We start from the raw sequence: 8314 nt of genomic DNA on the forward strand, positions 1-8314 counted from the left end.
CAGCTTCAAGGCTCCAGACACCATGGCGATGCGCGACATGTTGAGGAAGGTCACCGGTGAAAGTACCGGGCCCATTGCTTCGGACAGGTCCGACGTGCTGACGCCGCTTACCGACACTGATCGCCTGGCCTTGCTGGAAACGCTTGAGAGCAGCGGTCTTGGATGGTTCTGGGCCACCGATCCCAGCGGGCGCCTGACCTACCTTTCGCCGGGAGCCATCGCGCAGATCGACAGGTACGGGCCGGTGCTGGGAGCGCCGCTGACCGAACTGGTCGAGACCATCGGCGAGGATGGCGAGGTCGGCGGTGAACGGCCGCTTGGCTTTGTCCTGGCAGCCCATGGCAAGTTCCGCGATCTCGCTGTGCGCTTGCAAGGTAGCGGTCATGACCAGTGGTGGTCGCTCACCGGGCATCCGCACATCGATGAGCAGGGCGAGTTCCAGGGTTTCCGGGGTAGCGCGCGGGACATTTCGGCCCAGTTCTCGCTTCGGCGAGACGAGGAACGGCTGGCGCAGTACGATACGCTGACAGGGGCGGCCAATCGCTATCGCATGGCCAACCGGCTCGATGCGTTCCTGGGCGCCTTTCGCTCTGCTAATCGCAGTTGCGCCTTGCTGCTGATTGATCTCGATCGGTTCAAGCAGGTCAACGACAGCCTGGGGCACCAGGCGGGCGACGAGGTGTTGCGTCAGGTCGCCCAACGGCTGGAGCGGATCGGCGTCAATGGCGCCGAAGTGGGGCGCCTGGGAGGCGACGAGTTCCAGATCATCCTGCCCGATATCGATGATCGGGGAATGCTAGGTGACATCGCCCTGAAGATCATCCAGCTCGTTTCGCAGCCCTACGCTACCTGTAGCGGCCGGGCATTGATCGGCGCTTCTGTGGGTATCGCGGTGGCCCCATATGACGGGATGACCCGCGATGAACTGGTCAAGAGCGCCGACCTTGCGCTCTATGCAGCAAAGGGCGGGGGGCGAGGGCAATACCGCTTCTACGCCAGCGACCTTGCCAGCGCGGCCGAAAGCCAGCGCATGATCGGCGAGGAACTGCGCGAGGCGTTGGGATCGGACGAACTCGACATGCATTACCAGCCGATCGTACGGGCTAGCGACAATGCTGTGGTAGCTTTCGAGGCGCTGATGCGCTGGGACCACCCCGGCCTCGGCGCGGTTGGACCGGACACCTTCATCCCGATTGCCGACGACCTGGGCCTTTCTGCGAGGCTCGGTGAGTGGGCGCTCGAGCGGGCTTGCCGCGATGCCGCCAATTGGCCGGGTGAGATCCGCGTTTCCGTCAATGTGTCCGCACAGCACTTCTTTTCCGGCACGCTTGCAGATACGGTCGAAGACGTACTCGAACGTACGGGCCTGAAGTCCAGCCGGCTCGAACTGGAAGTGACCGAATGGGTGTTTATGGGCGACCAGCCGATGGTCGATGCCACTTTCGCCCGGTTGCGCAAGACCGGCGTGCGGCTCTCGCTCGACGATTTCGGCACAGGCAGCTCGTCTCTTGCCTTCCTGCGGCGCGGGCCATTCGACAAGATCAAGATCGACCGGAGCTTCGTGCGGGGGTGCTCCGATCGGGACAATCCCAACGCCGCAATCATCACGGCCATCGTCAGCCTGGCCAGCGCTCTCAACATGGAGACGATTGCCGAGGGCGTCGAGGCGATGGACGAGCTGGAGCTGGTGCGTGACCCGGGCGTGGCGATGATCCAGGGCTTCATCTTTTCACGGGCCGTTCCCAACGATGTGGTGATGGCGCGCCTAGCTTCGGGCGACTTTACCTACGAGCCGGTCGGTCCGGTAAGGCACCGCGCCGAACGCCGAACGCAATTCCGCCGGATCGGGGTGATCCACGAAAACCACCGCTATGATGCCATGCTGCGCAACCTGTCGCGCACCGGGGCGCTGATCGAGGGGCTGCTCGACGTGCCGGTGGGCACCGAGCTGGTGATCGACCTGGGCGGCGGGCAGCTGGCTGTGGCCGTCGTGCGGCGGTCGCAAGATGCCACCCAGGGTGTCGAATTCGAGACTCCGCTGGTGAGCGACGGTGCCCAGGGCCTGTGTACCCGCCACCGCGTTTCGCCCCACCAGCTGGCAGCCGTTGGCGCGCAAGTCATCGATGCTGCAAGCGGGCGGCGCTTCATGCAGGTGGACGTTTCCGCCCGCTCAAGCAGAGCCGTCTGAGCACGACTTCAACACTACATGACAGCGGCCCAAACGCCCGCTAGAGGCGGGGAATGTCTACTGAACTGTCGCTGATTAGAAATTTCAGCATCATCGCCCATATCGATCACGGAAAGAGCACGCTGGCGGACCGCCTGATTCAGGCGACCGGCGGCCTGACCGCCCGCGAGATGTCGGAGCAGGTGCTCGACAACATGGATATCGAGCGCGAGCGCGGGATCACCATCAAGGCGCAGACCGTGCGCCTGTCCTATACGGCCAACGATGGCCTGACCTATGAGCTCAACCTCATGGACACGCCGGGCCACGTCGACTTCGCCTACGAAGTCAGCCGCAGCCTGGCGGCCTGCGAAGGCGCGCTGCTGGTGGTCGATGCCGCACAGGGCGTGGAGGCGCAGACGCTGGCCAACGTCTACCAGTCGATCGAGCATGACCACGAGATCGTGCCCGTCATCAACAAGATCGACCTGCCCGCCGCCGAACCCGAAATGGTGAGGAAGGAGATCGAGGACATCATCGGCCTCGATGCTTCCAACGCCGTCCTTACCAGCGCCAAGTCCGGCATCGGCATTGCCGACGTGCTGGAAGCCGTGGTCCAGCGCATCCCCCCGCCAAAGGGTGACGCCAAGGCCCCGCTGAAGGCCATGCTGGTCGACAGCTGGTACGATCCCTACCTCGGCGTGGTGATCCTGGTGCGGGTGATCGACGGGGTCCTGAAGAAGGGTCTCAACGTCAAGTTCATGCAAGGCGGCACCGAACACCTGGTGGACCGCGTCGGCTGCTTCACCCCCAAGCGGGTCGAGCTGCCCGACATCGGCCCGGGCGAGATCGGCTTCATTACCGCGCAGATCAAGGAGGTCGAGCAGGCCCGCGTCGGCGACACCATCACCACGGTCAAGGGCGGCGCCACCCAGGCGCTGGCCGGCTACAAGGAAGTGCAGCCGGTAGTGTTCTGCGGCCTGTTCCCGGTGGACGCGGCGGACTTCGAGAAGCTGCGCGAGTCCATCAGCCGCCTGCGCCTCAACGATGCCAGCTTCAGCTTCGAGATGGAGAGCAGCGCCGCGCTGGGCTTCGGCTTCCGCTGCGGGTTCCTTGGGCTGCTGCACCTCGAGATCATCCAGGAACGCCTCAGCCGCGAGTATGACCTCGACCTCATCACCACCGCGCCATCGGTGGTCTACCGCATCCAGCTCGGCAAGAGCCGGACCGACGATGCCCGCGAGATCATGCTGCACAACCCGGCCGACTACCCCGATCCCAGCCGCATCGAGAGCATCGAGGAACCGTGGATCAAGGCGGTGATCTACACCCCCGATGAATACCTCGGCTCGATCCTCAAGCTATGCCAGGACCGGCGCGGCATCCAGACCGACCTGACCTACGTCGGCGGCCGGGCCCAGGTGACCTACGAGCTGCCGCTGAACGAGGTGGTGTTCGACTTCTACGACCGCCTGAAAAGCATCAGCCGCGGCTATGCCAGCTTCGATTACGAACAGATAGGCCTGCGCGAAGGCGACCTGGTGAAGATGAACATCCTGGTCAACAACGAGCCGGTCGACGCCCTGTCGATGATCGTCCACCGCAACGTCGCCGAGGAACGCGGCCGCGGCATGTGCGAGCGCCTTAAAGACTTGATTCCACGACATTTATTCAAGATTCCGATCCAGGCCGCGATCGGCGGAAAAGTCATCGCCCGCGAGACCATCGCCGCCCTGCGCAAGGACGTGACCGCCAAGTGCTATGGCGGCGACATCAGCCGCAAGAAGAAGCTGCTCGACAAGCAGAAGAAGGGCAAGGCCCGGATGCGGGAATACGGGAATGTGTCGATCCCGCAGGAGGCGTTTATTGCTGCGCTGCGGATGGGGGAGGAGTAAATCCTCCCCGAAGCGGGGAGGGGGACCACCCGCAGGGTGATGGTGGGGCGCACCCGCCTGGCCCCATTCGCTTTCAGATTTCGCGCAAAGCCACTAAGCAGCTAAGAGGATGCGGGAACGCCACAGGCGGCCTGTCCCCGCGTAGGCGGGGAGCAACGTGTCGATCCCGCAGGAGGCGTTTATTGCTGCGCTGCGGATGGGAGTGGATTGAGGCGTTCGGAAGCAAGTAATGCTTCGCCCCGTCACTTGACAAAGCGCTTCTTTTCACATCACTCTCGATATCAAATTCAGGAAACGCCGGATGAGTAACGCATGGATCGATTGGCAATTATATACTTTACTTAGCAGGCCGGTTCAGGCATAAGCTTCCTTACAAGGAAAGCAGCCATGAACCTCAATATCACCAACCCCATCTTTCACGACGAAGCCAAGGCCATTGCGCACCTCGAAGGCTCGCGCTGGCCCGATGGGGCGACCTGCCCGCATTGTGGCAGCGATCACGTCACCAAGATGGGCGGCAAGACGCAGGCTGGTATGTTCCTCTGCAATGACTGTCGCGACAAGTTCACCGTCCGCACTGGCAGCGTTATGGAGCGTAGCCACGTTCCGCTGCACAAGTGGCTGCTGGCAACGCACATCATGGCCGCTTCCAAGAAGGGCATGAGCGCCGCACAGATGGCCCGCATGATCGGCGTTACCTACAAGACCGCTTGGTTCCTCTGCCACCGTATCCGCGAAGCCATGGAAGGCGCTAACGCTGCTGACAGTGGCCCCATGGGCGGCAAGAATGAAGTTGTCGAAGCCGACGAAACCTATGTTGGCGGCAAGGCCCGCAACCGCGCCACTCGCAAGCCTGCCAAGAAGAAGGCTGTTGTGGCCCTCGTCCAGCGAGACGGTAAGGCCCGTTCGTTCCATGTAGCCAACGTCAATGCCAAGGACGTTCGCGCCCTTGTCGTTACCAATATCGACCGCGCTTCCACCCTCATGACGGATGAAAGCCCCATCTATTACCGCATGGGCAAGGAGTTCGCGAGCCACTACGCCGTGAACCACAACGCCAAGGAGTTCGTGACCTACGGCGGGTTCAAGCACTCCAATACCGCCGAGAACTTTTTCTCGATATTCAAGCGCGGTGTTATCGGAACTTACCACCACATGAGCGAAGCCCACCTTGGCCGCTACTGTGCCGAGTTCGACCTTCGCTACAACACCCGCGAACTGTCGGACAGCGACCGCGCCAGCGAGATTATCAAGGGCGGCATTGGTCGCCGCCTGACCTATCGGCGGACTGATACAGTCGCCGCCTAAGGTTGCGAAGATACCCCGCCAACGAGGCGAGAAGTGCAAGCGCTGGACTCGACTCTAAACAAAGTTTGCCCCACCATCCATGAGCAATCCGGAGCCAACGTCAGTTGGCCCACCGGCTCTGGCCCGCCGTCCGACAAACCTGCGTCGCCGCGTCTGGCACTTAGCAGGGATCGGGTGACAGCGGCGGCCCATCTAGCGGTCTAGAACGTGATGGTGGGGCCGATATTCCACGAACGGCGGTTAAACCGTAACGTGGGACGTTTTCGCCTCCCTCTAAGGGCTGCGAGCGCTCAAGGCCTTGGGAATCAGAGATGAAGTCCAAGTCCCAAAAAACGGTAACGTGGAGTGTGGAGATTGTTGCTCACAAATGCCTTTGGCCTTTGGTCGCCTTAATCGCCCTTTTTGCGTGAAGTTCCCCGATGGGGCCTCGGCTCCATCGGGGTTTTATGCGGCTTGTGCGGGGTCGCCAGCATCCGCTTGAGCGCTGCCTCTCGGCGCGCTTCAGTTTCCGCTTCGGTGTAGGTTTCAGGATCGGATTTTGGCATGAAAGACCCTCACGAATTTGTTCCGCCGTTCCTGTCACCACTAACGCATGATGAACATGCGACGCTAGGCAGGATCGCAATATTGTGGGGGCAGGTCGATATGGTGCTCGACCTACTCCTAGAGGCAACCCTGGGCATTAGCGGAAAGCAGCGGCAAGCCCTGTTGGGTGAAAAGCCCATCGGTGCCAAGCTAGACATTCTAAAGCCGCTTATTGCCGACATCGCGTCGGCGGAAACAAAGCGCACAGCCTTGCAGTTTTGGGATTTTGCCAGCCAAACAAAAACCCAACGCAACCGCATCTTTCATGGCGTGTGGGGCATCCGATGCGACGGGCCTCAAAAGATCCAGCCAGCGGCCACGCATTACAAAGATAAAGGCAACACGACAAAAGCCAGCCAGCTACCCGAGTTGGAGCGAAAGCTCTGCAAAACAGCCAGACTGGGCGCGATAGCGGCCTACAGCCTCCACAATCTCGGGGGCATTGAGGGTGGCGCTAGTCGCCTGTTTCACGGGTCAGGCCCACCGCCCCCATGGCTTCAAGAATGGAAAGAACAACATCCCGTGGATGATGATGCTCTGGATCATAGGTACAAAGAAGGTCAATTGCCGTTTCTAACGAACCCTGTGTGATCCTAAAGGTATCGGCCTGTCGCGACTCAAATGGCATTTGTGACCTGCTAACTCAAGTATATAATTGCCGATCGATTTTGCATCGGACTCTGATATTCGCCAAGGCGATGTATTAAGATCATTTAGTGATGCAGGTCGGGATACCGATTATGGGATCGTAATAACTGCCGATTGTGACATAGCTCAGAAAAAATCCAACAACAGGATAACGATCGTTCGAGCGGTGCCTGCTGACCATTTTGTTTCCCATTATTGGTCTGTCTGGGAACTGGAAAAAATTGCTGAACGCCAAATCAGATCACTCATTCCATTTGTCAATGGTGCTATAAGAAGGACTGAATTGGCTTTAGATCAATTAACAGCGGTTGGATTGAGATCTTGGGTTATATCTCGATCGCCTGAGGAAATATTCCGGATACTGGACATCAGAGTTGATAAATATAATAAAGAATACAGTTCTTTGGTTGCGTTATCCCAGTGGCTTTCATTTGCCAATGATGTTGAAAAGAAGGATGGCTTCAAGTGTCTAAAGTCTGTGAGTCAAAGCCTTGGTAGGCCAGAAAGTGAGTTGAGAGAGCGAGTTCGTGAAGCTCTTTTAACAAGCGGAGGGTTCCAAGATTACTTAATAGTTCCGAATTTACCTCAATCGTCGCATGATGGGATGGCTGTCCTTATGGGGGAGTTGGTTACGGTCCCCGTTGCTGAAGTCCATGGAAGCGCTTACGCAGCGCGTGTTTGTGACGCTGATAGCGGTTACGTCCGGTTCGGCAGGCTTGCTGATCGAGTGAGGTTCGCAATTGCTCAAAGGATTTCTTTCGTGTTCTCCCGGATAGGTATGGAAGAAAACTATGAAGACGATTGCAGAATTCTAGCAGATCTTGTTTCCTCTGAGGTGGCAAATGCACAAAATTGAACCACAGTGTCCAGTATCCACACTCGTCTTAGATGAGGAAGCAGTTAAGATTTTGGATTCCGCCTTGATTGAAGACGAATGGTTTGAGTCTTTCGAAATTCCTCCTGATTCTCCTGGAATCCGGCGCGTAAAGTTTGGCGATGTTGTTTACATTATTTCGCGATTGGAAGATATTTCACGTGTTCTGATAATCAATGTCGGAGATAAGGGGGTATTTCATGATGGTGGCAGTAAAAGGACAACCCTAAGTCGTATTTTGAGAGTCGCGACGCGGCACTTCGATAGGGGGGTCAATATCCCTTCTGCTTGGCAGGTTTATCATGATGGGTCTAGGCTATCAATTTATGCTGCCACACTCTATAAGTCATCGTTTAATAGAATATATTTCGAGCAGAGTCCGCGAGGTGATGACAATATATATGCATTCACGCAGACAGAGCGGCCTGAGGATCTCGATAAGGTGGGCATCGATTATAAAAATTATGATGATGCAATAGAGAAGTATTTGGATGCAGTTGGAAGTGTAGAAGAGTTTTCGCCTGAAGTTGGCATGTACGGTATTTTGTTAACCGAGCCACTTGGTAAAAGGCTTAGCACGCCCGGTACTTTGACGGATTGGCATGAGCGCTTATTGAGTCCTGAACAGAGGGATTTCGTCAATCGGGATCACAAAAGTCCGGTTAGGCTTCGTGGCGCTGCAGGAACCGGCAAGACACAAGCAATGGTTGTGAAGACCCTCTGGGACTTATATCAGGCCAGAGCGTTCGATCAGACCGTTGCGTTTCTGACCCATAGTTCAGCTCTTGCGCACGATGTAGGGTCAGGACTCATTGCGGCAGCCAGAAGATAACGGTG

6 protein-coding genes are annotated in these 8314 nt (G+C 58.1%); all 6 read left to right on the top strand.

Translation table 11 applies throughout. The features are described from left to right. Positions 1-22 precede the first annotated feature (22 nt). On the top strand, positions 23-2188 hold the full coding sequence (locus tag M3P36_RS12450) for a putative bifunctional diguanylate cyclase/phosphodiesterase (RefSeq protein WP_249703971.1): 2166 nt from the start codon (positions 23-25) through the stop codon (positions 2186-2188). A 53-nt stretch (positions 2189-2241) separates the two neighbouring features. Beyond that, entirely contained in the window at positions 2242-4062 is a 1821-nt protein-coding gene (gene lepA / locus M3P36_RS12455) for a translation elongation factor 4 (protein ID WP_249703973.1), read from the top strand. A 387-nt stretch (positions 4063-4449) separates the two neighbouring features. Next, positions 4450-5370: an IS1595 family transposase gene (locus tag M3P36_RS12460; RefSeq protein WP_249703975.1), complete on the top strand. Its 921-nt coding sequence runs from the start codon at positions 4450-4452 to the stop codon at positions 5368-5370. A gap of 543 nt (positions 5371-5913) precedes the next feature. Further along, entirely contained in the window at positions 5914-6546 is a 633-nt protein-coding gene (locus M3P36_RS12465) for a hypothetical protein (protein ID WP_249703978.1), read from the top strand. 64 nt (positions 6547-6610) lie between these two features. Beyond that, complete coding sequence (locus M3P36_RS12470) at positions 6611-7459, top strand: hypothetical protein (protein ID WP_249703979.1); 849 nt, start codon at positions 6611-6613, stop codon at positions 7457-7459. Next, a complete protein-coding gene (locus M3P36_RS12475; RefSeq protein WP_249703981.1) occupies positions 7446-8309 on the top strand; it encodes a hypothetical protein in 864 nt (287 codons plus the stop codon). Before M3P36_RS12470 ends, M3P36_RS12475 begins: the two co-directional genes overlap by 14 nt. The last annotated feature ends 5 nt before the right edge of the window (positions 8310-8314 follow it).

The organism is Altererythrobacter sp. KTW20L, assembly GCF_023501975.1.
Classification (GTDB): Bacteria; Pseudomonadota; Alphaproteobacteria; order Sphingomonadales; family Sphingomonadaceae; genus Alteraurantiacibacter.

Bases quoted from the DNA above. Each gene is read 5' to 3' on its own strand.
- M3P36_RS12450 (WP_249703971.1), top strand. From the start codon at position 23: ATGGCGATGCGCGACATGTTGAGGAAGGTCACCGGTGAAAGTACCGGG.
- lepA (WP_249703973.1), top strand. From the start codon at position 2,242: ATGTCTACTGAACTGTCGCTGATTAGAAATTTCAGCATCATCGCCCAT.
- M3P36_RS12460 (WP_249703975.1), top strand. From the start codon at position 4,450: ATGAACCTCAATATCACCAACCCCATCTTTCACGACGAAGCCAAGGCC.
- M3P36_RS12465 (WP_249703978.1), top strand. From the start codon at position 5,914: ATGAAAGACCCTCACGAATTTGTTCCGCCGTTCCTGTCACCACTAACG.
- M3P36_RS12475 (WP_249703981.1), top strand. From the start codon at position 7,446: ATGCACAAAATTGAACCACAGTGTCCAGTATCCACACTCGTCTTAGAT.